This is a genomic window from Allobosea sp. 10L422, assembly GCF_056395345.1.
Map to the genome: position 1 here is coordinate 1 of NZ_JBFTJI010000023.1, position 23,721 is coordinate 23,721.

The 23,721-nt window shown below is 66.7% G+C and carries 31 protein-coding genes; 14 read left to right on the forward strand and 17 right to left on the reverse strand.

The window, feature by feature from the left end:
* The 5 genes from AC1DEZ_RS26810 to AC1DEZ_RS26830 form a co-directional block, all read right to left on the reverse strand.
* A partial coding sequence (locus AC1DEZ_RS26810) for an alcohol dehydrogenase catalytic domain-containing protein (protein WP_476781236.1) occupies window positions 1-797 on the reverse strand: 797 nt, incomplete at its 3' end.
* 25 nt (window positions 798-822) lie between these two features.
* Complete coding sequence (locus AC1DEZ_RS26815) at window positions 823-1,107, reverse strand: metal-sensing transcriptional repressor (RefSeq protein ID WP_441510165.1); 285 nt, start codon at window positions 1,105-1,107, stop codon at window positions 823-825.
* Window positions 1,108-1,246: 139 nt separating this feature from the next.
* Window positions 1,247-2,164, reverse strand: coding sequence for a hypothetical protein (locus AC1DEZ_RS26820; protein ID WP_476781237.1), 918 nt, complete (start codon window positions 2,162-2,164; stop codon window positions 1,247-1,249).
* 326 nt (window positions 2,165-2,490) lie between these two features.
* Entirely contained in the window at window positions 2,491-3,054 is a 564-nt protein-coding gene (locus tag AC1DEZ_RS26825; RefSeq protein ID WP_476781238.1) for an NUDIX hydrolase, read from the reverse strand.
* A 5-nt stretch (window positions 3,055-3,059) separates the two neighbouring features.
* Window positions 3,060-4,103 carry a DUF3616 domain-containing protein gene (locus AC1DEZ_RS26830; protein ID WP_476781239.1) on the reverse strand — a complete coding sequence of 348 codons (1,044 nt, stop codon included), beginning with the start codon at window positions 4,101-4,103 and terminating at the stop codon, window positions 3,060-3,062.
* 177 nt (window positions 4,104-4,280) lie between these two features.
* On the opposite strand from AC1DEZ_RS26830, the gene AC1DEZ_RS26835 reads away from it, so the two are divergent.
* Genes AC1DEZ_RS26835 through AC1DEZ_RS26845 form a run of 3 tightly spaced genes read left to right on the forward strand, consistent with a single transcriptional unit; the run spans window position 4,281 to window position 5,634 of the window.
* Window positions 4,281-4,490: a hypothetical protein gene (locus tag AC1DEZ_RS26835; RefSeq protein WP_476781240.1), complete on the forward strand. Its 210-nt coding sequence runs from the start codon at window positions 4,281-4,283 to the stop codon at window positions 4,488-4,490.
* An 8-nt stretch (window positions 4,491-4,498) separates the two neighbouring features.
* Window positions 4,499-5,443 (forward strand): dihydrodipicolinate synthase family protein, encoded by a 945-nt coding sequence (locus AC1DEZ_RS26840; RefSeq protein ID WP_476781241.1) that lies wholly within the window; start codon window positions 4,499-4,501, stop codon window positions 5,441-5,443.
* A 44-nt stretch (window positions 5,444-5,487) separates the two neighbouring features.
* Window positions 5,488-5,634 (forward strand): hypothetical protein, encoded by a 147-nt coding sequence (locus AC1DEZ_RS26845; RefSeq protein WP_476781242.1) that lies wholly within the window; start codon window positions 5,488-5,490, stop codon window positions 5,632-5,634.
* 77 nt (window positions 5,635-5,711) lie between these two features.
* Here the strand turns inward: AC1DEZ_RS26845 and aceB are convergent, their stop codons facing one another.
* On the reverse strand, window positions 5,712-7,319 hold the full coding sequence (aceB, locus tag AC1DEZ_RS26850; RefSeq protein ID WP_476781243.1) for a malate synthase A: 1,608 nt from the start codon (window positions 7,317-7,319) through the stop codon (window positions 5,712-5,714).
* Window positions 7,320-7,573: 254 nt separating this feature from the next.
* On the opposite strand from aceB, the gene AC1DEZ_RS26855 reads away from it, so the two are divergent.
* Complete coding sequence (locus AC1DEZ_RS26855) at window positions 7,574-8,941, forward strand: pilus assembly protein TadG-related protein (RefSeq protein ID WP_476781244.1); 1,368 nt, start codon at window positions 7,574-7,576, stop codon at window positions 8,939-8,941.
* Here AC1DEZ_RS26855 and AC1DEZ_RS26860 read toward each other — a convergent pair.
* From AC1DEZ_RS26860 to ygfZ, 3 genes are read right to left on the reverse strand one after another with little or no spacing between them, the layout of a single operon-like run.
* On the reverse strand, window positions 8,916-9,542 hold the full coding sequence (locus tag AC1DEZ_RS26860) for a YfbR-like 5'-deoxynucleotidase (RefSeq protein ID WP_476781245.1): 627 nt from the start codon (window positions 9,540-9,542) through the stop codon (window positions 8,916-8,918). The two genes, AC1DEZ_RS26855 and AC1DEZ_RS26860, sit on opposite strands and share 26 nt — an antisense overlap.
* Complete coding sequence (locus tag AC1DEZ_RS26865; protein ID WP_476781246.1) at window positions 9,542-10,186, reverse strand: DNA-3-methyladenine glycosylase I; 645 nt, start codon at window positions 10,184-10,186, stop codon at window positions 9,542-9,544. The genes AC1DEZ_RS26860 and AC1DEZ_RS26865 overlap by 1 nt, the downstream gene beginning before the upstream one ends.
* On the reverse strand, window positions 10,183-11,082 hold the full coding sequence (gene ygfZ / locus AC1DEZ_RS26870; RefSeq protein ID WP_476781247.1) for a CAF17-like 4Fe-4S cluster assembly/insertion protein YgfZ: 900 nt from the start codon (window positions 11,080-11,082) through the stop codon (window positions 10,183-10,185). Before ygfZ ends, AC1DEZ_RS26865 begins: the two co-directional genes overlap by 4 nt.
* 150 nt (window positions 11,083-11,232) lie before the next feature.
* Between ygfZ and AC1DEZ_RS26875 the strand changes: the two genes are divergently transcribed.
* The 4 genes from AC1DEZ_RS26875 to AC1DEZ_RS26890 all read left to right on the forward strand — a co-directional run bounded on the left by AC1DEZ_RS26875 (window position 11,233) and on the right by AC1DEZ_RS26890 (window position 14,973).
* Window positions 11,233-12,573, forward strand: coding sequence for a dihydroorotase (locus AC1DEZ_RS26875; RefSeq protein WP_476781248.1), 1,341 nt, complete (start codon window positions 11,233-11,235; stop codon window positions 12,571-12,573).
* Between the two features lie 182 nt (window positions 12,574-12,755).
* On the forward strand, window positions 12,756-13,178 hold the full coding sequence (locus AC1DEZ_RS26880; protein WP_476781249.1) for a YciI family protein: 423 nt from the start codon (window positions 12,756-12,758) through the stop codon (window positions 13,176-13,178).
* A gap of 35 nt (window positions 13,179-13,213) precedes the next feature.
* A complete protein-coding gene (locus AC1DEZ_RS26885; protein WP_476781250.1) occupies window positions 13,214-13,639 on the forward strand; it encodes a YciI family protein in 426 nt (141 codons plus the stop codon).
* A gap of 62 nt (window positions 13,640-13,701) precedes the next feature.
* Window positions 13,702-14,973 (forward strand): RNA polymerase sigma factor, encoded by a 1,272-nt coding sequence (locus AC1DEZ_RS26890; RefSeq protein WP_476781251.1) that lies wholly within the window; start codon window positions 13,702-13,704, stop codon window positions 14,971-14,973.
* Here the strand turns inward: AC1DEZ_RS26890 and AC1DEZ_RS26895 are convergent.
* From AC1DEZ_RS26895 to pdxH, 5 genes are all read right to left on the reverse strand, one after another.
* A complete protein-coding gene (locus tag AC1DEZ_RS26895; RefSeq protein ID WP_441510149.1) occupies window positions 14,970-15,239 on the reverse strand; it encodes a hypothetical protein in 270 nt (89 codons plus the stop codon). The genes AC1DEZ_RS26890 and AC1DEZ_RS26895 overlap by 4 nt on opposite strands.
* A gap of 182 nt (window positions 15,240-15,421) precedes the next feature.
* A complete protein-coding gene (locus AC1DEZ_RS26900; RefSeq protein WP_476781252.1) occupies window positions 15,422-15,865 on the reverse strand; it encodes a TIGR02301 family protein in 444 nt (147 codons plus the stop codon).
* Window positions 15,862-16,341, reverse strand: a complete 480-nt coding sequence (locus AC1DEZ_RS26905) for an NUDIX hydrolase (RefSeq protein ID WP_476781253.1) — start codon at window positions 16,339-16,341, stop codon at window positions 15,862-15,864. The genes AC1DEZ_RS26900 and AC1DEZ_RS26905 overlap by 4 nt, the downstream gene beginning before the upstream one ends.
* Before the next feature lie 16 nt (window positions 16,342-16,357).
* Window positions 16,358-17,134, reverse strand: a complete 777-nt coding sequence (locus AC1DEZ_RS26910; protein ID WP_441510146.1) for an SDR family NAD(P)-dependent oxidoreductase — start codon at window positions 17,132-17,134, stop codon at window positions 16,358-16,360.
* 14 nt (window positions 17,135-17,148) lie between these two features.
* Window positions 17,149-17,763: a pyridoxamine 5'-phosphate oxidase gene (gene pdxH / locus AC1DEZ_RS26915; protein ID WP_476781254.1), complete on the reverse strand. Its 615-nt coding sequence runs from the start codon at window positions 17,761-17,763 to the stop codon at window positions 17,149-17,151.
* 123 nt (window positions 17,764-17,886) lie between these two features.
* Here pdxH and AC1DEZ_RS26920 point away from each other — a divergent pair, with 123 nt between their 5' ends.
* The 5 genes from AC1DEZ_RS26920 to AC1DEZ_RS26940 all read left to right on the forward strand — a co-directional run bounded on the left by AC1DEZ_RS26920 (window position 17,887) and on the right by AC1DEZ_RS26940 (window position 21,089).
* A complete protein-coding gene (locus AC1DEZ_RS26920) occupies window positions 17,887-18,342 on the forward strand; it encodes an RT0821/Lpp0805 family surface protein (protein WP_476781255.1) in 456 nt (151 codons plus the stop codon).
* Window positions 18,343-18,495: 153 nt separating this feature from the next.
* A complete protein-coding gene (locus AC1DEZ_RS26925; RefSeq protein ID WP_476781256.1) occupies window positions 18,496-19,440 on the forward strand; it encodes a DnaJ C-terminal domain-containing protein in 945 nt (314 codons plus the stop codon).
* Window positions 19,441-19,605: 165 nt separating this feature from the next.
* The gene (gene fabI / locus AC1DEZ_RS26930) at window positions 19,606-20,445 is read left to right on the forward strand and encodes an enoyl-ACP reductase FabI (RefSeq protein WP_476781257.1); all 840 of its coding nucleotides are present in this window, start codon (window positions 19,606-19,608) and stop codon (window positions 20,443-20,445) included.
* A gap of 75 nt (window positions 20,446-20,520) precedes the next feature.
* Window positions 20,521-20,775, forward strand: a complete 255-nt coding sequence (locus tag AC1DEZ_RS26935) for an AbrB/MazE/SpoVT family DNA-binding domain-containing protein (protein ID WP_476781258.1) — start codon at window positions 20,521-20,523, stop codon at window positions 20,773-20,775.
* Window positions 20,769-21,089, forward strand: coding sequence for a type II toxin-antitoxin system PemK/MazF family toxin (locus tag AC1DEZ_RS26940; protein WP_476781272.1), 321 nt, complete (start codon window positions 20,769-20,771; stop codon window positions 21,087-21,089). Before AC1DEZ_RS26935 ends, AC1DEZ_RS26940 begins: the two co-directional genes overlap by 7 nt.
* 14 nt (window positions 21,090-21,103) lie before the next feature.
* Here AC1DEZ_RS26940 and folK read toward each other — a convergent pair whose 3' ends face one another.
* From folK to folP, 3 genes are read right to left on the reverse strand one after another with little or no spacing between them, the layout of a single operon-like run.
* The gene (gene folK, locus AC1DEZ_RS26945) at window positions 21,104-21,619 is read right to left on the reverse strand and encodes a 2-amino-4-hydroxy-6-hydroxymethyldihydropteridine diphosphokinase (RefSeq protein ID WP_476781259.1); all 516 of its coding nucleotides are present in this window, start codon (window positions 21,617-21,619) and stop codon (window positions 21,104-21,106) included.
* Window positions 21,609-21,983 carry a dihydroneopterin aldolase gene (gene folB / locus AC1DEZ_RS26950; RefSeq protein WP_476781260.1) on the reverse strand — a complete coding sequence of 125 codons (375 nt, stop codon included), beginning with the start codon at window positions 21,981-21,983 and terminating at the stop codon, window positions 21,609-21,611. Before folB ends, folK begins: the two co-directional genes overlap by 11 nt.
* Window positions 21,980-22,822 carry a dihydropteroate synthase gene (gene folP / locus AC1DEZ_RS26955; protein ID WP_476781261.1) on the reverse strand — a complete coding sequence of 281 codons (843 nt, stop codon included), beginning with the start codon at window positions 22,820-22,822 and terminating at the stop codon, window positions 21,980-21,982. The genes folB and folP overlap by 4 nt, the downstream gene beginning before the upstream one ends.
* A 151-nt stretch (window positions 22,823-22,973) precedes the next feature.
* On the opposite strand from folP, the gene AC1DEZ_RS26960 reads away from it, so the two are divergent.
* The gene (locus AC1DEZ_RS26960) at window positions 22,974-23,570 is read left to right on the forward strand and encodes a histidine phosphatase family protein (RefSeq protein WP_476781262.1); all 597 of its coding nucleotides are present in this window, start codon (window positions 22,974-22,976) and stop codon (window positions 23,568-23,570) included.
* Window positions 23,571-23,721: the final 151 nt, after the last annotated feature.

Below are 23,721 nucleotides of genomic sequence, written 5' to 3' on the forward strand. Positions count from 1 at the left end.
CCGGTGGCGTCGAAGGAGAAATCGGCGCCGCCGCCGGTGAGGTCGACGATCGCCTGCACCACCTTGTCGTTGCCGATCTCGGCCGGGTTGATGAAGTCGGTCATGCCGAACTTCTCGGCCATCGCGCGCTTGGCCGGATTGATGTCGACGCCGATGATCTTGTCGGCGCCGACCATGCGGGCGCCCTGGATGACGTTGAGGCCGATGCCGCCGAGGCCGAAGACCACGACGTTCGCCCCTGGCCAGACCTTGGCGGTGTAGATCACAGCGCCGATGCCGGTGGTCACGCCGCAGCCGATATAGCAGATCTTGTCGAAGGGAGCGTCCTCGCGGACCTTGGCAAGCGCGATCTCAGGCAGGACGGTGAAGTTCGCGAAGGTCGAGCAGCCCATATAGTGGAAGACCTCGCCGCCGTCGCAGGAGAAGCGGCTGGTCCCATCGGGCATCAGGCCTTGCCCCTGGGTGGAGCGGATCGCGGTGCAGAGATTGGTCCGGCGCGACAGGCAGGACTTACAGCTGCGGCATTCCGGCGTGTAGAGCGGAATGACATGATCGCCGGGCTTCAGCGTGGTCACGCCGGCGCCGACCTCGCGCACGATGCCCGCGCCCTCATGGCCGAGGATCGCCGGAAACTTGCCCTCCGAATCCAGGCCCGACAGCGTGTAGGCGTCGGTGTGGCAGATGCCGGTGGCCATGACCTCGACCAGCACCTCGCCGGCCTTGGGGCTGCCGATCTCGATGGTTTCGATGGTGAGGGGCTTGCCGGCTTCCCAGGCGACGGCGGCACGGGTTTTCATCGGGGGGGTCCTTCCTTGCGAACGGCTATTTCAAATAGGGGCGGATGACCCGCATGATCGCGGCGATTTCGTCGGCATCGTCGGGGGGCGCCTTCGCCGCGTCGGCAGTGCCATGCATGGTCTCGCGCAAGTGACTTTCCAGCACCTCCGCCATCAGCCCGGTCGCTGCGCCGCGCAGCGCCGCGAGCTGCTGGAGCAACGCGCCGCATTCCTCGCCGCGCTCCACGGCGGCGATCAGGGCGTCGGCCTGCCCCTTGATCCGGCGCAGCCGCGTCACGGCGCGCTTCTTCTCTTCAGGCGTGTGAGGCATTGGGGGCGCGTCGAGCTTCGATCTGCCGGTCAAGCTATGGTACTCGGGGGGAGTATGTCAATGCGGACGACCTGCCGACATGAAAAAGGGCGGCAGCGTTGCCGCTGCCGCCCTTGCGCAGGCGCGATGTTCGGAAGGCTCAGAAGCTGTAGCCGAGCTTCACCTTGACGAGGTGCTGGCTGAAATTGGTCAGATCGAGATTGCCGGGCTCGCCCTTGGCCTTGCCGGCGATCTGGATGTTGTAGGCGGCGGAGAGGGCGAGCTGCTTCGTCGCCTGCCAGAAGATGCCGGGGCCGGCGAAGGTGGCGTAGCCGGCTTCGTTGCCGAAGCCGAGCTCGTTATGGGCGCGCATATGGCGGACCTCGCCGCTGAGATAGAGCCCATCCGACACCTGCCAGGAGAGCGAACCGCCGACCGTGAAGGTGGATGAGCGCTGATAGGGCGACGGCCCGGTCCAGGTCAGATCCTGCGAGAGGTTGAGCGCGGCGTACAGTGTATTCGGGATCAGCGTCTTGTCGGCGAAGAGGCGGATGCCGGTGTTGTAGGTGGTGAAGCGGCCGGCGCCGTCCGGATCGGCGCGGTTGAAGCTGGGGTCGATGACGAGCGTCAGGCCGAGGCCGTGCATGTCGCGGCCGAGCAGCTTGTACTTCATCTCGACGCCGGCGCCCAAGGCGCCCGAGTCGGCGCTCACGCCGCCTGCCGAGGCATTCGTGAAGTTGCCCAGCACATAAGGGCCGACTTCGAAGCAGGGGAAGAGCCCGTAGGAGCCCTGCAAGGTAAGGGCGTGCCCGTTCGAGGAGCCGACGCGCGTGCCGAAGCCACCGTTATAGGTCAGGCTCGGGCCGAAGGAGCCCTTCTCCGCAACATCCGAGCCGGTGGTGAAGCCGAAGGCGTCGGTCGGGATGCCTTCGCTCTCGATACAGGCCGAGACGACTGGCGCCGGTGCGGGAGCGGTCTTGCGGGATGGCAGGTCGGCGGCGGAGGCGATGGAGGCGGCGCAGGTGCCGACGAGGGCGAGACCGAGGCGGGCGGAGAGGAGGGCGGAGGCCAGCTTCATAGCAGAAATTCCAGTTGAGTGGGAACCGGGCGCGTGCAAACCGCGCTCAGTCATCCGGGGTCGGTGCAAGGATGCATTCGTGGCCCGCCTGCCGCGATAAAGGAGCCATAAGTATTGCGACAATCCATCCGGCTGTTGTGCCGCAGCAACAGAGACGGGTTTGTCAGCATGACGACTCCAGCGGGTGAGCGACGGTCATACGTATTGCAAGTGATTTGCAATAGAGGGGCGCCTCCCGACGAACTATGGCGTGGCCGCGACGGCGACGCGAGAGTTGGGGTGCCTCTTGTTGCGTTATAACGTAACATGTTGCGTCGCAGCAACAATCAGGCGGGCAGGGACAGCATCGCGATGCGGGCCAGGGCGCGCGGCGCGATCGCCGCCAGTTCCTCGACGGGTTTCCAGGCCGCGGCATGTACCTCCTCCGCCTGGGCAACCAATGGCCAGGCAGGATCGGCCAGGAAGAGGTATTGCAGATCGTGATGGATATGGTCCGGCTCGCCGCGCGCGGGCTTGCCGGGCACGTCGTGGCTGTCGATGGTGAAGGGCACGTCGCCGCCCGCGTGCCAGGGATGCAGGGACAGCCCCTGGACGCCGGTCTCCTCCTCAGCCTCGCGCGCCGCCGAGAGGTGGAAGTGCTCAGCCTCCTCCCAATGGCCTCCGGGCTGGAGCCAGCGACCGATCACGACATGGTCGATCAGCAGGATCTGCGCATGGTCGGGGGAGAGCACGAAAGCGCTGGTCGTGAGATGGCCGGGAAAGGTATCGCGGCGGTCGAGCGCATGGCCCTCCGCCATCTGCCAGCGCAGCAGCGAGAGATGCTCGCGCGGGCCGGCGACCTCGCTCCGGTAGCGCGCGACGGCGCGGGAGAGGCGGGCGTGGAAGTCCATGGCGTTCAGCGGGTCTCTGCCGGCAGGGGCAATCGGTAGGATTCGAAATGGCCGTTCTTGCGGCCGTCATAGCCGATCAGGACGCTGAGCGCGCCGCGGCCCTCCGCCAGAACGGTCAGGGATTCCGCCTTGCCGCTGCCGCGGGCGGGCAGCTCGCCGAGGGTCTCAGCTGCCTCGGGCCGGGCCGTGTCGACCAACATCAGGGAATATGGGAGCGATTGCTCCTGTGCCGGGCCAAGCAGCGCGAGCAATCGCCCACCGGGCAGGGGGGCGAGGTCACGAATGCCGCGATCGCGCCCGGCCGGCAGCGCCACCACCGTCGGAGCCGCTGTCGCGGCCGCATGCCCGGGTGCGAAGAGCGCTGTGAGCGAAGCGCCGACGAGGAAGCTGCGGTCGCCGAGCGAAGGTGCGCGCAGGCCGGCCCAGAGCGTATCGCCGATGACGGCGATGCCTTCCACATTCAGCCCGTTGTCGTCCATCAGGCTCCGGCCGAAGAAGGCTCCCGCCTCGCCGGCCTGGCGCAGCATGTCGCTCAGGCGATAGGTCAGCTCGACGCGGCCGGTCGGGGCGCCTTCCACGTCGACCTTGATCCGCGCCAGATGGAAGGCGGAGAGTCGGAATTCGCCCTTGTTGCGCGAGCAACCATGCGAACCCGCCAGATAGAAGGCGCCATCCGCATAGGCGACGGCCTCGCCGTCGAGTTCGGCAAAGCGGCCGGGGGCCCGGCAGATGCCCTGCGGCGGCTGGCCGAGGGTGTCGGGCGAAGCGTCCGTGCCGACGATCGGGAGCGTGGCGCCGGGCGTGATGCGGTTCTCCGCAATCCGGGCGAACTGGGCGAATGAGCCCTCGTCATTGATCAGCAAGCAGCGCTGGGCGCCGTTCGCGACTGGCATGCAGGCGAGGCCGCTGACATCGCGGGCCGGCTTGCCGGGCTTTTTGCCCGAGAAGTCGCCCAGCGTCCTGAAGCGCTGTTCGGGGGCGAGCGTCGCGGCCTGGGCGAAGGAGGCGCACAGCAGGGCGGCGAGGAGGGGGAGAAGGCGGGGGCGCATGCGGCGAATCCAGACGAGAGGGCCGGATTGAGCGCGAGCGGCCCGCGGAAGTCAAAAGCGGTTTCGCGTTCTCCTTATGCATCGTTGATGTTGTCGCCCCTTGCCCTGTCTCGAATGGCTATGGCGGCGAAAATACCTTGTCCGTGCGGTCCCGGAGACCGTTCGGGAAACAGGATGATGCTCAGTATCCCTCGCAAACCCTTTGGCGGCCCGCTCGCGTTTCTGGTCGGGCGAGACGTTGAAGGTCACTGGCTGGCCGTCGAGACCCATGGCCGCGGCGGCGGAATCTTCGCCGATCAGGGCGCCGCGTTGCGCTATGCCGTGTTCGAAGCCGGCCGCAGGCCGCGCGCGGTCCGTATGACCGCGAAAACGCTCCGGCTGCTTTGAGACGCGCCATGAACCACTGGCTTCACGGCATGTTCACCGCGCTGGTCACGCCCTTCGACGAGGATGCGATCGACTACGGTGCCCTGGAACGCCTCATTCACTGGCAGATCGCTCAGGGCGCCGACGGTATCGTGATCGGCACTGCCACAGGCGAGAACTCGACGCTGAACGAGGCGGAGCGCAGCGAACTTTGTGCTGCCGCCCGCCTCATCGCGGGCAGGCATTTCCCGGTGATCGCGGCCGTCGGCAGCTATGCCACGGCCGAGACGATTGCCGAGATCGTCGCCGCCGAGAAGGCCGGCGCCTCGGCGCTGCTGCTGCGCATGCCCTATTACAACAGGCCGACGCAGGCGGGGCTCGCGGCCCATGCGCTCGCGGCGGCGCAGGCCACGGGTCTCGAGATCATCCTCGACAATGATCCGGACCGCTGCGGCGTCGAGATCGCGTCGGAGACGCTCGAGATGCTCGCAGGCGCGGCGAACATTGTCGGCATCCTCGAACGGCGCGGCGATCTCGCGCGCTGCGACCGGATCGCGCGGCTGCGCGACCGCCGGTTCATGCGGCTCACCGGTGCGGCCGAAACTATCCCGGCCTATCTGCTCGCGGGTGGATGCGGGGCGGTCACCAGCGTCGGCAATCTCGCGCCGCATTGGCTGGCGCGGCTGGAGAGCGCGGCGCGCTCCGAGCTCTACGGGCAGGCGCAGATCCTGCAGCGGCGCCTCGTCCCGCTGCTCGACCTGCTGGCGCGGGAGCCCGATCCGGTGCTGGTCAAGCTCGCCTTGTCGATACTGCATCCCGGCATCGGCGCGGCCTGCCGCGCGCCGCTCGTCTCGGTGCGCCCCGAGCTCGCAACCCTCGTGCGTGATGTGATCGAGGATCTACCGCGCCCGCTCGCAGGAACGGTACCGGCCCCCGCGAGCCGGGGCGCGACGGGGCCTGCCCACCGCGCCTGACCGGCGTGGGGGAAGCGCCCGCAATGTTTCGGATGGAGACTTCAATGAGCACGATCGGCAGCTATCGTCGCCGCCGGGAAGCGATCTACCGGCATGTGCGCTCCTCGCCGGCCGGCGGCTGGAAAGCCGATCTCCTGCACCTCTTCGGGGCGGTGATCCTGCTTGCCGTGATTATCGGCGGGCGCGTCTAGTGGCACCTGAACTGACCACGAAAGCGAAAGGGCGCCACCATCTGGCGGCGCCCTTCCTGGACTGATCGGAGCTGTGTTCAGCCCAGCTTGGCGTAGGCGGGCACGGTGAGGAAGTCCTCGAAGTTCGGCGCCAGCGACAGCGTCTCGAAGAGCGCGATCGCTTCGGGGAACCGACCCTTGGCATAGGCCTCCGCCCCGAGTTCGCCCTTCACCCTGTCCATCTCCTCGGGCAGGCAGCGCTTGAACAGCGCGGCATCGGCCTTGACCCCGCCTTCGAGTTCGACGCCGTACTGGACGAACTGCCAGATCTGGGCGCGGCTGATCTCGGCGGTCGCGGCATCCTCCATCATGTTGTAGATCGGGACCGCGCCGCGGCCGCGCAGCCAGGCCTCGATATACTGCACGCCGATGCGGATATTCTCGCGGAAGCCTTCCTCCGTGCGTGTGCCCTGGTGGACCTCCAGCAGATCCCTGGTGCCGATGTTCACGTCGTCGCGCTTCTTGCCGAGCTGGTTGGCCTGCGGCATCAGCCGGTCAAAGACCTCCATGGCGACCGGGACGAGGTCGGGATGGGCGACCCAGGTGCCGTCATGGCCATCGCCGGCCTCGCGCTCCTTGTCGGCCTTGACCTTGGCGAAGGCGGCGGCATTGGCCTCGGGGTTGTTCTTGACCGGGATCTGCGCCGCCATGCCGCCCATCGCGAAGGCGCCGCGCTTGTGGCAGGTCTTGATCAGCAGCAGCGAATAGGCGCGCAGGAAGGCCTTGGACATCACGACCTGCGACCGGTCGGGCAGGATATAGGCCTTGTTGCGGGCGAGCTTYTTGATGAAGGAGAAGATGTAGTCCCAGCGACCGCAGTTGAGGCCTGCCATGTGCTCGCGCAATTCGTAGAGGATCTCGTCCATCTCGAAGGCGGCGGGCAAGGTCTCGATCAGGACGGTCGCCTTGATCGTGCCGTTCTTCAGGCCGAGCGCCGATTGCGCGGCGACGAAGACGTCGTTCCAGAGCCGGGCCTCGAGATGGCTCTCCAGCTTCGGGAGGTAGAAATAGGGGCCGGAGCCGGCGGCCAGCGCCGCCTTGGCGTTATGGAAGACGTAGAGGCCGAAATCGACCAGGGAGCCCGAGGCCTCCTCGCCGTCGATCTCGATATGGCGCTCCGGCAGATGCCATCCGCGCGGGCGAATGATCAGGACCGCGGGCTTGTCCTTGAGCTTGTAGTCCTTGCCGTTCGTAGGATCGGTGAAGTCGATCTTGTTCGCCCAGCGGTCGCGGAGGTTGATCTGGCCTTCGATCATGTTGGCCCAGACCGGCGAGGAGGCGTCCTCGAAATCGGCCATGAAAACCTTGGCCCCGGAGTTCAGCGCGTTGACGATCATCTTGCGGTCGACAGGGCCGGTGATCTCGACGCGGCGGTCCTGCAGATCGGCCGGGATGGGCGCGACGCTCCAGTCGCCTTCGCGGATATGCCGGGTCTCGGCCAGGAAGTCGGGCGTCTCGCCGGCGTCGAAGCGTTTCTGCCGCTCGGCGCGAACGGCGAGCAGCCGCTTGCGCGTTTCGTTGAAGCGGCGATGCAGGTCGGCGACGAAGGCGAGCGCTTCCGTGGTGAGGATCTCGTCGAAGCGCGGCTGCACGGCGCCCTTGATGACGACGCCGGAGGGCAGGGAGAGAGCGGGGGTGTCCGACATGGCTGCTCCTTTGGTGATCTGATCGCATTGTCCCGTGAAATCATTATTTTCAAAACGACAAAAAATGATCATCACTTGTTCTGAAATGGAAATAATATTCCATGCGTCGAAGGCGATATGACGTTGCGGTACCTGTTTTGCCGCAAAATGTGCAGATAGGGCCGAGTTCCACGAATCGATTTTAGCAATTCGTAAGCTCCGACCCCCAACCCTCATCCGGCTCAATGCGGCAATCCGGCCCAGGATGAGATGTGATGGTCAAGCTCGCTTTCGTTTCGGAATTGATGCGGCGGTTGCGCCGCGATCAGCGCGGCAACGTGCTCGTCATGACCGGCTTCCTGACCCTTCCGCTGATCGGAATCGTCGGGGTCACCGTCGACTATGCGCGTGCCAGCAACGCCCGCCAAGCGCTGAGTTCGGCGATCGACTCCGCCTCGCTGATGGCCGCGCGCGATGCCCAGAAGCTGACCGACGCTCAGCTCCGGGACCGTATCGATTCCTGGATCCGCGACAACCTGCCAGCGAGCGTGAAGAGCGAGTTCGGTGGCGCAACTGTCTCGATCGACCGTACGGCGCGAACGATCAAAATCTCGGCGAATGCCAGTGTGGAGACGACGATCGGGCGCGTGCTCGGCCCTCAGTCCATCGCAGTTGCGAGCGATAGCCAATCGACCTGGGGCACCAACACGATCGAGCTTGCGCTGGTTCTCGATAATACGGGCTCGATGTCGTCCTCGGGAAAGATGACGGCGCTGAAACAGGCGTCGAAGGATCTGATTCAGATCATGAAAGACGCGACGATCGACACAGATCAGATTCGGATCTCGATCGTGCCGTTCAACACACAGGTTCGTATCGACCGAGCCCTGAAGGACGAGCAGTGGATCCGCTACGGCATGACCCGTTCGGTGACGATGACCTGCGATAAGAATGGCAATAACTGCAAGGCGCCGAGCGGTGCAGCTTCGTCGGATCCAACGATCTCAGGCTGCAAGACGAACAAGGGCGTGATGACCTGCACCGAGACCCTGACCAAGGCCAATTGGGCTAAGACCGAGGGCTGCATAGCTGACCGGGACCAGAGCTATGACGTCACCGATGGCGGGTCGTATTCCGCCAGCGCCCAGCAGTATCCGGCGACATGGTGTGGCCAGACTTCGCTCGCGCAGACGATGGGGCTGAGTTCCGACTGGACAGCACTGTCAGCCAAAATCGATACGATGACGCCGGTCGGCGCCACCAACGTCACCATCGGCGCAGTCTGGGGCTGGGCGACGCTTTCGCCCGGCGCGCCCTACACTGAGGCAAAGCCAAATACGGAGCCGCGGCTGAAGAAGTATATGATCCTGCTGACCGATGGCGACAACACACAAAACCGTTTCGAAGGCGACGGCAGCACCTCGAATCCAAATATCGATGCACGGACGAAACTTGCTTGCGCGAACGTCAAGGCGGCGGGCGTCAATGTCTATACGATCCGGGTCATGGATGGAAACGCAGCGATGCTGCGTAACTGCGCTAGCGATGCGAGCATGTATTATGAGGTGACGAGCGCCTCCCAGTTGAGTCCTATCTTCAAGTCGATTGCGAACGAGATCAGCGCGGTGCGTTTGACTCATTGAGCTCGCCGCCGAGCTCGCCGAAGCGCGCCAGGAAGCGGTGTTGTGCGGTCTCGGTATCGAGCGGATCGAGCCAGGCGATGACCTCGGCCGGCAGCGCCTGCGGTCGGCCGAAGAATTTCAGTGCCTCCGCGCGGGCGAAGCCGGCGAGCTGCGTCGCCTCGAAGAAGGCGGCGATGGTGTCGGCCTCCTTGGTTCTGCGCTTGAGCATCGCCGGCGTCGTCGCAGGCAAGCCGAAGCGCAGATGGATGGCCGTGAGCAGGCGCAGTTCCACGCTCTTATAGGCATCGCCCATAACCACCTTGAACGGCGAGATCATGTCGCCGATGACATATTCCGGCGCATCGTGCAGCAGCGCCATCAGGCGCCAGGTATCGCTCCAATCCGGGTTGAGATGACCCGCGATCGCCTCGACCAGCAGGCAATGCTGCGCCACCGAGAAGGAATGCGCGCCGCGCGTCTGGCCGTTCCAGCGGGCGACACGCGCAAGGCCATGGGCGATGTCCTCGATCTCGATGTCGAGCGGCGAGGGGTCGAGCAGGTCGAGCCGGCGGCCGGAGAGCATGCGCTGCCAGGCGCGCGGCGGTTCAAGCTTGCGGGCCATCAGGCGGCGGGGCGGAAGTCGCGCGCCAGCGCAGCGCATTCCGCATAGCGGAAGCAGCCGGTCAGGTGGTCGTTGACCAGCCCGCAGGCTTCCATGAAGGCGTAGACGATGGTCGGGCCGCAGAAGGTGAAGCCGGCTTTCTTCAGCTCCTTGGCGATCGTCTCGGATAGCCTGGTCTGCGTCGGCACCTCGCCCTGCGTGCGATAGCTGTTCTGCAGCACGCGGCCGTCGAGATGCTTCCAGAGGAAATCGGCGAAGGGCTCGCGTTCACTCAGCCTGAGATAGGCCTGTGCGCTCTTGATCGTGCCCTCGATCTTGCCGCGATGGCGGATGATGCCGGGATCGGCGAGCAGGCGCTGGACATCGGCCTCGCCGAAGCGGGCGACCGCTTCCGGCTCGAAATCGGCGAAACCGGCGCGGAAGGCATCGCGCTTCCTGAGGATGGTGATCCAGGACAGGCCCGCCTGGAAACCATCGAGGATCAGCTTCTCCCAGAGCGCGCGGGAATCATATTCCGGCACGCCCCATTCAGTGTCGTGATAGGCGAGGTAGAGCGGGTCCGTGCCCGGCCAACGGCAGCGGAACTTGCCGTCCGGCCCTTCGATCGCGACGCGCTCTTCGCTCGAGACAATTGCCTCGCTCATAGGGCGACCTCTGCGGCTGCTCCGAAGCCCGGCTCGCCGGGGAAGGGGAAGCGGATGAAATCGGGCTTCTCCGCCAGATGGAAAGCGAGGCCGCCGCCGAGCGGCGTTTCGCCGGCCGCGAGCGCGTCGGCCAGCCGGTCGAGGCGGAGCATGGCGAGCGCCTTGCCGTTCGCGCCCGAGCCGATGCTGCCGATCATCTTGCCGCCGGCCACCGCCTCCGTGCCGGTCTCGGCGACGATGCCGTCGTCGAAGTCAACGGGCACGACGCGGGTGCGGGCGGTGCCGCGATGCTGCATGCGGGAGACGACCTCCTGGCCGATATAGCAGCCCTTCTTAAAGGAGACGCCGCCGAGCTGGTCGAGCAGCGCTTCGTGCGGGAAGGTGTCGCCATAGGGGAAGTCGCGCCCGCCGGCGGGTATGCCCAGCGCGATGCGGCGGGCGTGGTAGGCATCAGCCGTTGCCGTGACGAGATCGTCGATGCCCTCGGCATCGGCTATGGCCCGCTGGCCGAGTGCGGGCAGACGCGGGTCGTCATAGACGAAGCCGGCGTCTTCCGGCAGCGGCGCGCCATCAGCGGAGGCGAGCACCGTGCTCTTCTCGGTGAGGTCCTCCAGCACGACCTTGGAGCGCAGCTTGTAGAGCTTCAGGCGTTTCATCAAATCGGGGGTCTGGAGCAGCGGAGTGTCGAGCAGGAAGCCGCAGCCGTCTTCCGGCGACAGCGCGACGATGAAGAAGTCGCAGATGATCTTGCCCTGCGGTGTCAGCAGCGCACCGTAGCCGGCGTGGCCCGGCGTGACCGGGTCGAGATCGTTGGTGACGAGGTTCTGCAGGAAGTCGCGGGCATCCTGGCCACTGACGCGGATGACACCGCGATCGATCAATCGGGTAGCGGACATGGGCAGCCGGTCCAGTTCTGATTCCGTGGCGGGCTCGTGCGGCCGAAAGGGAGCACTGCGCCACCCGAAAGCTGTTTCCACTTCCGAGACGGCGACTCTGCCGATAGGTAGGCCGCATCGCCCCTTTGCTCAACCGCCCGGAGAACCGCCATGCCGCAGACCTATGACGTCATCCTCAAGGGCGGCACGGTGGTGAACCAGGATGGCCGCGTTGCGCGCGACATCGGCATCACCGGCGGCAAGATCATGGCGCTGGGCGATCTCTCGCAGGCCTCGGCCGGTGAGGTGGTCGATTGCACCGGCCTGCATATCCTGCCGGGCGTGATCGACAGCCAGGTGCATTTCCGCGAGCCGGGGCTCGACCATAAGGAGGATCTGGAGACGGGCTCGCGCTCGGCCGCGCTCGGCGGCGTGACCTGCGTCTTCGAGATGCCGAACACGATCCCGCAGACGACGACGCCGGAGGCTCTGGCCGACAAGATCAGGCGCGGCCGGCACCGCATGCATTGCGACTTCGCCTTCTGGGTCGGCGGCACGCATGAGAACGCTGCCGATGTGCCGGAGCTGGAGCGGCTGCCCGGCGCGGCCGGGATCAAGGTCTTCATGGGTTCCTCCACCGGCGACCTCCTGGTCGAGGATGACCGGGGCGTCGCGGAGATCCTGAAGCGCACGCGCCGSCGCGCSGCCTTCCATTCCGAAGACGAGATGATGCTGCGCGAGCGCATGCCGCTGCGCGTCGAGGGGGATCCGTCGAGCCATCCGATCTGGCGTTCGCCGGAGGTAGCACTGACCTGCACCAAGCGGCTGGTGCGGATCGCGCGCGAGACCGGCGCGCGCGTCCATATTCTGCATATCTCGACCGGCGAGGAGATGGTCTTCCTCARGGAYCAYAAGGAYGTCGCGACGGTCGAGGTGCTGCCGAACCATCTGACGCTGGTCGCGCCGGATTGCTACGAGCGGCTCGGCACCTACGCCCAGATGAACCCGCCGATCCGGGACGAGAGTCATCGCCAGCGCATTTGGTGGGGCGTCGAGCAGGGCATCGTCGACGTGCTCGGCTCCGACCATGCGCCGCATACCCATGAGGAGAAGCACCACCCCTATCCGGCGAGCCATTCCGGCATGCCGGGCGTGCAGACGCTGGTGCCGATCATGCTCGACCATGTGAATGCCGGCCGGCTCACGCTGGAGCGCTTCGTCGACCTCAGCAGCGCCGGGCCGCAGCGCATCTTCGGGCTGGAAGGCAAGGGCCGGATCGCAGTCGGCTACGATGCCGATTTCACCGTCGTCGATCTCAAGCGCCGGGAGACGATCACCAAGGAGTGGAGCGCCTCGAAATGCGGCTGGACGCCCTATGACGGCGTCACCGTCACCGGCTGGCCGGTCGGCACCTTCGTGCGCGGCCTCAAGGTGATGTGGGAGGGAGAGCTAACGATGCCGTCGCAGGGCGAGCCGGCCCGCTTCCTGGAGGCGCTGCCGCGCGGCGCCTGAAACGGATCGGCGCCGCCCGCGTTCGGCTCTGGATGAGCGCGCGGTCGGCTCCGCAAAAAAATCGAAAAAAGATTTCCGGCGCTGTCGATTCCAGCCGCGCCCGTTCGACGTGCAGTCAGAGAACGGGTTTCGGCGGTCCGCGCCGGAGCCGCCCGGTTCTCCCAAACCCAAGGAGAAGACCGATGCGTGTGATGGTTCTGGTCAAGGCCAGCAAGGACAGCGAAGCCGGCGTGATGCCGGACCCGGACGTCTTCGCGAAGATGGGTGTCTACAACGAGGAGCTGATCAAGGCTGGCATCCTGCTCGCCGCAGAAGGCTTGCACCCGACTTCCAAGGGGCTGCGCATGCGCTTTTCCGGTAGCGAGCGGACGATCACGGACGGCCCCTTCGCCGAGACCAAGGAGCTGCTCGCCGGCTTCTGGCTCTGGCAGGTGAAGTCCTTCGACGAAGCCGTCGAATGGCTGAAGCGCGCGCCCTTCGACGGCGGCACCGAGATCGAGCTGCGTTCCGTCTTCGAGATGGAGGAGTTCGGCGAGATGGTGACGCCGGAGCGGCGCGAGCGGAAAGAGCAGCTGCGCGCCGAAGCCGACAAGCGCATCAGCTGACCCGACCTGACATCCCAAATCCAAGGAGAAAACCGATGCGTTTCATGGTGATGGTCCAGGCGACCCCGGACAGCGAGGCCGGCGCGCCGCCGACCCAGGAACTGCTCGAGGCGATGATGGCCTATAACGAAGAGCTGGTGAAAGCCGGCATCATGAAGGGCGGCGACGGTCTGCAGCCCAGCTCGAAGGGTGCGCGTGTCCAGTTCGACGGCACGAAACGCGCCGTCGTCGACGGGCCCTTCGCCGAGACCAAGGAACTTGTGGCCGGCTACTGGCTCTGGGAATGCGCTTCGCTCGACGAAGCCATCGCCTGGGTCAAGCGTTGCCCGAACCCGATGCCCGGCCCGTCCGAAATCGAGATCCGGCCGCTGTTCGAATTGGCCGATTTCGGTGAGATCGTCACGCCGGAAACTGCGGCGCAGTGGGATCGCCTGAAGGCCGAGTCCGAGCGGCAGGGCTGACCGACCGACGCCTTGCCTGCGCCCCTTGCCAGCCGATGGGCTGATGGTGTGTATCGCTTCCCATGTCGGGCAGCGATACACACCGCACCATCGAGACGGTCTGGCGTATGGAGTCGCCCCGGCTGATCGCCGGCCTTACGCGGCTGACGCGCGATATCGGTCGGGCCGAGGAGCTGGCGCAGGACGCGCTGGTCGCGGCGTTGAAGCAATGGCCCGAGGAGGGCGTGCCACGCAATCCGGCTGCCTGGCTGATGCAGGTCGCCAAGCACCGCGCCGCCGATGCCGCCCGCCACGAGATCATGGCCCGGCGCAAGCAGGAGGAGATCGGCCGCGATATCGACGGCGAAAGGCCGGCGATGCCCGATCTCGACGAAGCGCTCGATGACGCGGTTGGCGACGACCTGTTGCGCCTGATCTTCACCGCCTGCCATCCGGTGCTACCCAAGGAGGCGCGGCTCGCGCTGACGCTCCGGCTGCTCGGGGGCCTTACGACCGAGGAGATCGCTCGCGCTTTCCTGGTGCCGGAGCCGACCATGGCGCAGCGCATCGTGCGGGCGAAGAAGACGCTGAGCGAGGCGAAGGTCCCCTATGAGGTGCCTGCCGGCGCCGAGCTCGGCGAGCGCCTGGCCTCGGTGCTGGAGGTCGTCTACCTGATCTTCAACGAGGGCTATGCCGCGACGGCAGGGCAGGATTGGGTGCGGCCGGCGCTGTGCGAGGAAGCGCTCAGGCTCGGGCGCGTTCTCGCGGCGCGGGCGCCTGACGAGCCGGAGGTGCATGGGCTTGTCGCGCTGATGGAGCTGCAGGCCTCGCGGCTCAGGGCGCGCATCGGCCCCGGCGGCGAGCCGATCCTCCTGCTAGACCAGAATCGTGCGCGCTGGGACCGGCTGCTGATCGGGCGGGGGCTCGCGGCGCTGGAACGGGCGCAGCGGCTCGCCGGCGCCGCGCCGGGGCCCTATCTGCTGCAGGCAGCGCTGGCAGCCTGCCATGCTCGCGCGCGAACGGCGGAGGAGACAGACTGGCAGCGAATCACGGCGCTCTACGCGGTGCTCGGCCGGGTGATGCCGTCGCCGATCGTCGAGCTCAACCGGGCCGTAGCGGTCGGCATGGCTGAAGGGCCGGCAGCGGGCTTGGAACTGGTCGAGGCGCTGGGTAGCGAGCCGTCGCTCAAGCGCTACCACCTGCTGCCGAGCGTGCGCGGCGACCTGTTGTCCAAGCTCGGCCGGCACCGGGAAGCGGCGGAGGCCTTCGAGCAGGCGGTGGCGCTGACGGGTAACGTCAAGGAACGGGCGTTGATGGAAGCGCGGGCGGCGAGGGCCCGCACCGCGGCAGATTAGTGCCGCGTGCCGATGGTGAAGGCGCCGCAACGCACCTTCTCGGGGAGGGTCTCGGTGAAGACGGCCGTGGCTTCCTCGCCATAGGTCTCGACCAGTGTGCGCAACGCCGCAAAGAGCGCGGCATGCGCGAGCGCATCCGAATCGAGCCCGTCCTGCTGGGCCTCGGTGAAGGCGTCCTCGACATAGCCATAGGCGACGCGGCGCGCATCGCCGTGGTCTTCGGCGAGATTCGGGTCGAGCATCGTGTCTTCGGGCTGGATCGGCATCGAAACGGGACTCTGCGCCTTCAATCTGATGCGAATCGCGCCGGTTGTGACCCGGATCGCGACGGTTGGGCGATGCTCAAGTCATAAGCCGTGCCAGAGCGGCACGCTACCGCGGTGTTTAAGAAAGGTTAACGCGACCGGAAGAATTCCACCGAAGATCGCATTCGGGCAACAGCTGTTGCCTATCCGCCATAACGGCTGGCCAGCGCCCGCGACAGGGCCTCGCCTTCGGCCGCGAGGCGCGCGGATGCCTCCTGGCTGGCATCGGTGCAGGAACGGTGGGTCAGCGAATAGGCCTTGAAGCCGCGGTTGAAGGCGGCGGTCAGGCGGTCGCGCCGTTGCGGGGTGCGCCCTTCGGCATCGAGCAGGGCAGCCATGCGGGCGCGCCAGTCCTGCGCCTCCTTGCCTCCGCAGAGCGTGCGTAGATAGGCAAGCGACCCCATGATCTCCGCGAGCTGGAGAAGCTGCGGCTCATAGGGCGGTCCGTCCGGCTCCTGGACGGGCGGCTCGGCAGGTTTGGCCGCGGGCGGCTTCGCCGGCTGCGGCGTGCGTTGCTGCGCCTGGGAAACCATCGGAGCGAGGAGGGCAAGGGCCAGAATGGCCCAAGCGCGCGCACCGCGCATCATGCCGCACCGCCGGCCGTGAACAGGCTGTGAGCCCGGCGCAGCACGTCTGCGAGTTCGCGCGTGGTTGCGAGCCCGCCGAGCTTCAGCGGATCGGCCCACATCACGGCCCCGACCTCCGGCCCCGGTTGCGGTTCGCCGGAGAGCCACTCGCCGACGAAGGAGGCGACGACGAAGTGATGCGTCACGCCGCCTTTGGCGTCGCGGCCGAAGATCTCGACATGGCGGTTGAAGCCGAGGATGCGGGCGGTGACGCCGACTTCCTCCTCCAGTTCGCGCAGGGCCGCCTGCTCGAGCGTCTCGCCAGCCTCGACCTTGCCCCCGGGCAGCGACCAGAGCTGGTCGGCCGGCGGCTTGGTGCGGGTCGCCAGCAGCACCTTGCCGTCGCGGAAGACAGCGACCGAGGCCGCGAGCACAGGCCGGGCCGCCGCGCGGCCCGCGGCCGGGAAGCGGATGACCTGGCCGCTGTCGGCCGTCATGCTGCCACGTCCCGTATCAAACGTGCTGTCCGCCGTTGATGTGCAATTCCGAGCCGGTGACATAGCTCGAAGCGTCCGTGCAGAGGAAATAGATCGCCTTGGCGACCTCGTCGGTCTTGCCCAGCCGCTTCATCGGCAGGGTGGCGACGATCTTCTCGGTGCCCGGCGACAGGATCGCCGTGTCGATCTCGCCGGGCGAGATGGCGTTGACCCGGATGCCGAGCGGGCCGAAATCGGCGGCCATCTCGCGGGTGAGACTGGCGAGCGCGGCCTTCGAGGTCGCGTAGGCCGCGCCGGCGAAGGGGTGGACGCGGGAACCCGCGATCGATGTGACGTTGACGATGGCACCCTGGGCTGCGGTCAACTCGTCGAGCAGGCCGCGCGCCAGCATGATCGGCGCGAAGAAATTGACCTGGAAGACCTTGTGCCAGTCGTTGAAGGAGGTGGTCGCGGCGCCCAGCCGCTCGCCATTGCGCCCCTTCGGCGAGATGCCGGCGTTGTTAACGAGGGCGTTGAGCTTGCCGCCCTCGGCCACGAGGCGCTTCTTGATCTCCGCGATGCCGCGCATCGTGTCTTCGGGGTCGCCCAAGTCGATCTGGACATGGTCGTCGGCGCCCGAGGGCCAGGGGCATTTCTCGGAGAAGCCCTGGCGCGAGCAGGACAGGATGCGCCAGCCGGCCATGGCGAACTGCATCACCGTGGCGTGGCCGATGCCGCGGCTCGCCCCGGTCAGCAGCATGACCGGGCGCTTGCCCGCTTCGGTCTTTGGAAAATCGAACTTCGGCATCGCCATGGGCGGGATGTCCTTCAAGGGTAGAAGCGCGTCTTGGTCCAGGGCTCGCCGGCCGCGCCGCGTCGGAAGACGCTGCGGTCATGCAGGCGGAAGGCGCCGTCGCGCCAGAATTCGATATAGAGCGGGGTAATGCGAAAGCCACGCCAATAGGGCGGGCGCGGGATCTCGCCGAGGCCGAATTTGAGCGTATAGGCGGCGACAGCCTTCTCCAGCGCGAAACGGCTCTCCAGCGGGCGCGATTGCTGCGAGGCCCAGGCGCCGATCCGGCTGTCGCGCGGGCGGGACTGGAAATAGGCGTCCGATTCGGCGTCGGTGACGAGGGCGACAGTGCCGCGGATACGGATCTGTCGCCGCAGGCTCTTCCAGTGGAACAGGGCGGCGGCCTTGGGCTGGCCGAGCAGTTCCTCRCCCTTCTGGCTTTSGGTGTTGGTATAGAAGACGAAACCGTCCGGCCCGTGGCCCTTCAGCAGCACCATGCGGCTGTTGGGCAGGCCATCGGCGTCGACAGTTGAAAGCGCCATGCCGGTCGGGTCGTTCGGCTCGGACTTCGTCGCTTCGTCCAACCACTTCTGGAACAAGGCGAAAGGCTCGTTTTCCTCGGTGAAGTCACCGCTCGTTAACGGTTGCACGTTCTAATCCTCGGTCAGTGGAAGTTGGGCGTCGGGCGAGCGCAAGTGATCCGGTTTCGGGCGGTTGGTTTATATAGGCCAGGGGCCGGAGCGTTCCAAAGCCTTCCTGATCGCGCAGCCCCCATGCGTCCGCTGATGGCTGTGGCCATGCTGGCGCTGTTTTCAGCCGGCTGCTCGGTCTCGTTTCCGATTCTCGGCCTGTCGAGCAAGAGCGAGGATGAGGTTGCGACCACCTCGGCGGTCCTGCCCGCGCGCGGCGGCGACCGGCCGGCGGCGCTCGCGAGCCTTTCGGCCGAGCTCGGTCCCGAAGACATGCGCCGCGCCGATGGGGCGATGGGCGTTGCGCTCGACCCGCAGGGCAATGGCGCCGCCGTGTCCTGGGACAACCCCCAGAGCGGCATCAAGGGGTCCTTCGTTCCGGTCGGTGGTCCATTCCTGCGCTCGGACGAGATCTGCCGCGCCTTCATCGCCAGCGTCCAGACTCAGGTTCGGCCGGTGAAGCTGCAGGGCACCGCCTGCCGCCCGTCCGGCGGCGAATGGGCGGTCAAGGATGTCTCTCCCTGGAAGGGCGTGAGCTGACGCAGGCCATGCGCTTGCCTCGACGTTGCTACGGGTGCAGAACGGCGCCGCGAAGGTGTTGCGCTCGCGCCACACCATCCCCAGATTAGGCGAAGCGGACGGCTGGCGGCTTGGGCGCCGGGAGTTCGACTTTGCGTGAAAACGAGGTTTTGGATGCGCGATCCCTATCAGGTTCTGGGCGTCGCCCGCGGCGCGAGCGATGCGGAGATCAAGAAGGCCTTCCGCCGCCGCGCCAAGGAGCTGCACCCGGACCGCAACCAGGAAGATCCGAAGGCGCAGGACCGCTTCTCCGAGCTGAATACCGCCTATGAGATTTTGGGCGACGAGACCAAGCGCAAGCAGTTCGACCGCGGCGAGATCGATGCCGCGGGCAAGCCGAAGTTCCAGGGCTTCGAGGGCATGGGCGCCGGCCGCGGCGGACGCAATGGCGGCTTCGAATTCAATTTCGGCCAGGGCGGCAACCCCTTCGGTGGGCGCGGCGGCGCGCAACCCGGCGGCGGCCAGCCGGGTGGCGATGCCGGCTTCGACGCCTCGGAAATCTTCTCCTCGCTCTTTGGCGAGGCGAGCCGGCGCTCGCGCGGCCGGCCCGAGCCGCAGAAGCCGCCGGAGCAGAGCTTCACGCTGGAGGTCAGACTGGCGCAGGCCGTGACCGGCGGCGCGCGCCGGGTCAAGCTGCCAACCGGGCGCGAGGTCGAGATCACGATCCCCGAGGGCGTCACCGATGGCAAGGTGATGCGCCTGCGTGGACTGGGTCAGACCGATCCGTTCTCCGGTGAGACCGGCGACGTCATGATGACGATCAAGATCAAGCCGGACCCGCGCTTCACGGTCGACGGCAAGGATCTGCGCACCCGCGTCGCGGTGCCGCTCACCAAGGCGGTGCTCGGCGGGCCGCTGCACGTCCCGACACTGACCGGCGCCGTCGAGATGACGATTCCGCCGCTGACCGGCACGACCAAGCAGTTCCGCCTGCGCGGCAAAGGACTCAAGGGCGAAAAGGGCGCGGTTGGCGACCTCTTCGTTGCGATCGACATCGAGATGCCGGCAAGCGACGCCGAGCTGACCGCCCTGATGAAGACGCGCAGCGACACGGACTGACCTTTCAGCCTGCTGCGAGGAGCTTTTGCCGGCCTTGATCGGAGGAAAATGCCCCCGATTGGGGCCGGATGCATGATTCAGCCGTGGAGGCCGTCGTCAAAAGCGGTTCCCACTTCCCTGCGACTGTTCTAAGAGACCTGCTCATCGTTCATCTGCGGGTCCCCCATGCCTGATTCCAACGCCGTTTCGCCGACCGCCAATCTCCTCAAGGGCAAGCGCGGACTCGTGATGGGCGTCGCGAACAACCGCTCCATCGCCTGGGGCATCGCCAAGGCGGCGGCCGACGCGGGCGCGGAACTCGCCTTCACCTATCAGGGCGATGCGCTGAAGAAGCGGGTGGAGCCGCTCGCCAAGGAACTGGGCGGCCATGTCGTCGGCCATTGCGACGTCACCGACGGCGCGACGATCGACGCGGTCTTCGCCGAGGTCGAGAAGCTCTGGGGCAAGCTCGACTTCGTCGTCCACTGCATCGCCTTCTCCGACAAGGACGAGCTGACCGGCCGCTATGTCGAGACGAGCGAGGCGAACTTCTCCAAGTCGCTGCTGATCTCCTGCTACTCCTTCACGGCGATCACCCAGCGCGCCGAGAAGCTGATGCCAGATGGCGGCTCACTGCTGACGCTGACCTATTACGGCGCCGAGAAGTGGATGCCGCATTACAACGTGATGGGCATCGCGAAGGCGGCGCTGGAATCGAGCGTGCAGTATCTCGCCGCCGATCTCGGCCCCTCGAAGATCCGCGTCAATGCCATTTCGGCCGGGCCGATCAAGACGCTCGCGGCCTCCGGCATCGGCGATTTCCGCTACATCCTGCGCTGGAACGAGTACAACTCCCCGCTGCGCCGCACCGTCACGATCGAGGAGGTCGGCGAGACCGCGGTGTTCCTCGTCTCCGACATGTCGCGCGGCATCACCGGCGAGATCATGCATGTCGATGCCGGCTACCATGTCGTCGGCATGAAGGTGCCGACCGCGCCGGACATTTCGCTCGACAAGGGCGAGTAAGATCCTGGCTTCGTTATAACATTGTTGTAACGGGGCCTGATTGCGCTTATCCTACCATCGTCGATGGAGGGAGCCATGCGCAGCGCCGTCAAGAAGATCGGCAATTCGGCCGGAATCGTCATCCCGAAGCCTCTTCTCGCCGAGATCGGGGCAAAGGCGGGCGATGGCGTCGAGCTCACCGTCGAGCAGGGCCGCATTGTCATCCAGCCGCTGCAGGGGCAGGCACGCGAAGGGTGGGCCGAAGATGCCAAACGCCTCGCGGCTACGGAAGATGATGCGCTGGCTTGGCCGGAATTCGGCAATGCCGAAGACACCGAACTGACATGGTGAAGCGCGGGGACATCTGGCTCGCGGCTCTCGATCCGACGTTGGGCAGCGAAATCCAGAAGACGCGGCCTTGCCTGATCATCTCGCCTGCCGAGATTCATGATCATCTACGCACGGTCATCGTCGCGCCCATGACGTCAAAAAGCCGCCCGGCGGGCTTCAGGGTGCCGATCTCATTTCAAGGCATTGATGGGCTGATCCTGCTCGAGCAAAGCAGGGCTCTCGACAAGAAGAGACTGATCCGTCGGCTAGGCGCGGCCCCACCGGCAACGCTCAGCAATGCCCTGGCCATTCTGCGTGAACTTTACGAGGATTGACGCATGGCCTTCGGCTAGCCCGCCAGCAGCGCCTTCAAGCGATCCGTCGCGTCGTCGTCGCGGCGGATCGTTTCGTCTGCGGTGGCGGCCAGCAGATCGGCCACCGTCCGCCCGCCGATCAGGCGCTGCGGCAGGATCTCCGCCAGCGGCGTCAGCACGAAGGCGCGCTCGGGAATGCGTGGGTGCGGAATCTGCAGCCTCGCCTGGTCGATGACCGCGTCGCCATAGGTCAGGATGTCGATGTCGAGCGTGCGCGGTCCCCAGCGCTCGCGCCGTTCGCGGCCGCCGGCACGCTCCAGCTCAAGGCAGAAGGCGAGCAGGTCTTGCGGGGCGAGCGAGGTTTCGACCAGGGCCGCCATGTTGAGGAATTCCGGCTGGTCGGTCTTGCCCCAGGGCGGTGTGCGATAGATCGAGGACAGCCGGCCGAGCGCTATGGCGGGGTGGTCGCGCAGCCCCTGCAAGGCTGCGGCGAAGGCGGCGACGGGGTCGCCGAGATTGCCGCCGAAGGCGAGCGCGGCCTCAACCTTCACGCTGGAATCTCAACTGGATGCCAACCGAGCCGAGTGTCGCGGGAATCGGAGGAGCCGGCTTGCGCAGCGTGACCTCGACTCCCTCTACCGAGGGGAAGGCGTCGAAGATCGCCAGGGCGACGGCGCGCGCCGCGCCTTCCAGCAGGTGATAGCGGCGGCCCGTGAAAGCGTCGTTCACGATGGCGACGGCGCGCCCGTAATCGACCGTATCGGCCAGGCGGTCGCTGGCGGCGGCGGCGCGCAGGTCGACGTCGAGCGCGAGGTCGAGGACGAAGCGCTGGCCGAGCCGCTCCTCCTCCGAGAAGAAGCCGTGATAGGCGTAGATATCGAGCTTCTCGATCAGGATGCGGCCGGTTTCGCTCACAGGTCTGCCTTCGTGCTGTCTTCGATCGCGGCCCAGGTCTTCAGCGCATCGATATGGGGCGCGACGTCATGGGCGCGGATAATAGCGGCGCCGCGGCTGGCGCCGTAGAGATGGGCGGCAATGCTGGCGGCGAGGCGCTCGGCCGGGATCGCGCGGCCGGTGATATGCCCGAGCGTCGATTTGCGCGAGGCGCCGAGCAGGATCGGGCAGCCGAGCTCGCCCAGCCGATCGAGATGGTGGATGAGGTCGAGATTCTGGCTGATGGTCTTGCCGAAGCCGATGCCGGGATCGACGACGATCTGGCCACGCGGCACGCCGGCCTGCGTCGCGATCGCGATCGAGCGCTCGAGGAAGCGCAGCACCTCGTCGAAGATGTCGAGGGCAGCGTCGATCCTCTCGCGGTTGTGCATCAGGATGATCGGAGCGCCGGCCCGCGCGGCGACGGCGGCGATGCGCGGGTCGCGCTGGGCGCCCCAGACGTCGTTGACGATCGATGCGCCGGCGGCGAGCGCCGCTTCCGCGACCTCTGCCTTGTAGCTGTCGATCGAGATCGGCGCCTCGATCCGGGCCTTCAGCCCGGCGATCACCGGCAGCACGCGCGCCTTCTCGGTCTCGGTATCGACAGTGGCATGGCCTGGCCGGGTCGACTCGCCACCGACATCGACGATGCCCGCCCCCTCGGCCACCAGGCGCTCGCCATGCGACACCGCGGCCTCGATGCCCAGGTGCAGGCCGCCATCCGAGAAGGAATCGGGCGTGACGTTGACGATGCCCATGACCAGCGGCTGCGCATCGAGCGCGAGGCAGCGGCCATCAGGCAAGGCGAGGGAGAAGGGCATGCGGTTCCGCCGATGATTGGGCAAGGGCGCTATACACACCCCTTGTGCGATGGGCCACAGAAAGCGGCCGATTGTCGCTATGGGGCCGATGCATGGGCTCCGGACGTCATTGGCTTTTGACGCGGGCGGCATCAGCGTGCAGAAGCCCCGCATGCTACCGCTATCGCTTTCGCATCGGCTCATCCTCGTTCGTCATGGCGAAACCGACTGGAATCGTGAGGGGCGGCTGCAAGGCGGCCAGGATATCCCGCTCAACGAGCTCGGTCGTGAGCAGGCGGCTGAGGCCGCCGACCGCCTCAAGACGCTGGAACCGGCCTATGCGGAGCTCGACTACATCGCCTCGCCGATGCAGCGGGCGCGCGAAACGATGGACATCCTGCGCCGCGAACTCGCTCTGCCGGACGGCGGCTACGCCGTCGATGACCGGCTGCGGGAGCTGACCTTCGGCGAATGGGAAGGCTTCACCTGGCGCGATGTCCGCAAGGCCGAGCGCGAGCAGGCGCATCTGCGCGAGCGCGACAAATGGGGCTTCGTGCCGCCGGGCGGCGAGAGCTATCGCATGCTGGCAGAGCGGGTGCGCCCGGTGCTCGAAGGCTTGCGGCGCGAGACGGTGATCGTCAGCCACGGGGGGGTAGCGCGGGCGGTGCTGGCGCTGGTCGGCGCGGTTGCGCCACGCGACGCTGCGAGGGTCGAGATCTGGCAGGGCAAGCTGCTCGTGATCTCGGGAAACCAGGCCGACTGGCTCTGAGCCGCCCGGGCCGCTCCGGGCGCAGCTTCACATTCATCGCCGGTTCACGCGTGATTCGGCAGGAAGAATATGCTAGCAGAGCGTCGTGATGCGGCGGCCTGCCCGGCCGGGGGGCTCACGCGGATGTCGCGGCGCAACGGCGACGGATTCC